2 protein-coding genes are annotated in these 1945 nt (G+C 67.8%); one reads left to right on the top strand and one right to left on the bottom strand.

Features of this window, described 5'->3' with window-relative positions; translation table 11 throughout:
* Window positions 1-51: 51 nt before the first annotated feature.
* On the bottom strand, window positions 52-618 hold the full coding sequence (efp, locus tag DBR10_RS14160; RefSeq protein WP_108490175.1) for an elongation factor P: 567 nt from the start codon (window positions 616-618) through the stop codon (window positions 52-54).
* A 123-nt stretch (window positions 619-741) separates the two neighbouring features.
* On the opposite strand from efp, the gene epmA reads away from it, so the two are divergent.
* Window positions 742-1803, top strand: a complete 1062-nt coding sequence (gene epmA, locus DBR10_RS14165; RefSeq protein WP_108490174.1) for an EF-P lysine aminoacylase EpmA — start codon at window positions 742-744, stop codon at window positions 1801-1803.
* The last annotated feature ends 142 nt before the right edge of the window (window positions 1804-1945 follow it).

Raw genomic sequence — 1945 nt, forward strand, 5'->3', positions numbered from 1 at the left:
CCCGGCGGGAAACCGCCGGGCCTTTTCTTGTCGTCGACCGGAAGCGGCCGATCAGTCCTTGGCGCGTTCCTGATAGGAATTGTCTTCCGTCAGGATCACCACGCGGGTGCCGACCGCGATATAGGGCGGCACGGTCGTCTTGACGCCGTTGCTGAGCAGGGCGGGCTTGTACGAGGAGCTGGCGGTCTGGCCCTTCACCGACGGTTCGGTGTCGACGACTTCCAGGATCATCGTGCGCGGCAGTTCGATGGCGATCGGCACGTCGTTGTGGGTCGACAGCTGGACCGTCATGTTTTCCTGCAGATAGGGCGCAGCGTCACCGATCACCTCGGGGGTGGCCACGACCTGGTCGAAGCTCTCCGGGTTCATGAAGTGGAAGCCGTCGCCGTCCTGGTACAGGAAGGTGTGGTCGCGCTGGTCGACGAAGGCGCGCTCGACCTGCTCGGTCGTGCGGTAGCGCTCCGACACTTTCACGCCGTCGCTGATCCGGCGCATGTTCAGCTGGGTCACCGGCGTGCCCTTGCCGGGATGGATGTTGTCGACGGTCAGAACGACATAGAGCCTGCCGTCCATGTCGACGACGGCGCCCTTGCGGAGCGAGCTGGCGGCTACCTTCACTTCGTGAGTCCTTAGGCTTTCCGGGCGCTGCCCGGAGAGCCGCCCGAATGGAGTAGAGATCTTGTGACCGCCCTCCTATAGCGAACGCGGCAAGATCGCCAGTCTCTACTATGCGGAGCCCCCGTGGCTGCTGACGCACCCTCCCCTCCCAGGTCGCCATGGTGGACGCCTTCGGTCCACGCCGATCGCCGGCCTTTCCTGCTGGCGCGCAATGCCATCACCCGCGCCGTGCGCAACCGGTTCGAGGCCGAGGGCTTCATCGAGGTCGAGTCAGCGGCCCTGCAGGTCTCGCCGGGCAATGAGGCCCACCTTCACGCTTTTACGACCACGATGCTGAGCCTGACGGGCGAGCCGGACCAGACCTTCCACCTGCACACCTCACCCGAATTTGCCTGCAAGAAGCTGCTGGCGGCCGGCGAGGCGAGGATCTTCGACTTCGCCCGGGTCTGGCGCAACCGCGAGCGGGGGCCCCTGCATCACCCCGAATTCGTCATGCTGGAATGGTACCGGGCCGGCGCGCCGTACGAGACCCTGATGGACGACTGCGCCGACCTGCTGGCCCTCGCCGCCGAGACGGCGCAGACCCGGTCGTTCCAATTCCGCGGCCTGGCCTGCGACCCGTTTGCCGCCCCCGAGCGCCTGAGCGTCGCCGAGGCCTTCTCGCGCCATGCGGGGGTGGATCTGCTGGCCAGCCTCTCAGCCGACGGCCAGACGGACCGCGACGCCCTGGCCGCCTCGGCGAAGGCCGTCGGGATCCGGATCGCCGACGACGATACCTGGGCCGATGTGTTCAGCCGGATAATCGTCGAGAAGGTCGAGCCGAAGCTCGGCCAGGGGCGGGCCACGATCCTGTGCGAATACCCGACCGCCGAGGCGGCCCTGGCCCGGCCCAAGCCCGGCGATCCGCGCGTGGCCGAGCGCTTCGAGCTCTATGCCTGCGGCGTCGAGCTGGCCAATGCCTTCGGCGAACTCACCGACCCGGCCGAACAGCGCCGCCGCTTCGTCGCCGAGATGGACGAGAAGCAGCGCCTCTATGGCGAGCGTTATCCGATCGACGAGGACTTCCTGGCGGCCCTGGAGATCATGCCCGAGGCCTCGGGCTGCGCCCTGGGCTTCGACCGGCTGGTCATGCTGGCCGCGGGAGCCAGCCGGGTGGACCAGGTGATGTGGGTGCCGGTCGCCTGAGGGGGCGGTACTAGCCCCCTCCGCGCCTGCGGCGCTCCTCCCCCGGAGGGGGAAGATGAAGGGCGGCGATCTTATCTTCCCCCCTCCGGGGGAAGACGATCGCGAAGCGATCAGTAGGGGGCAAGTGCTCGACTCCTCAGCC

It is taken from the genome of Caulobacter sp. HMWF025 (assembly GCF_003060965.1).
Lineage (GTDB): Bacteria > Pseudomonadota > Alphaproteobacteria > Caulobacterales > Caulobacteraceae > Caulobacter.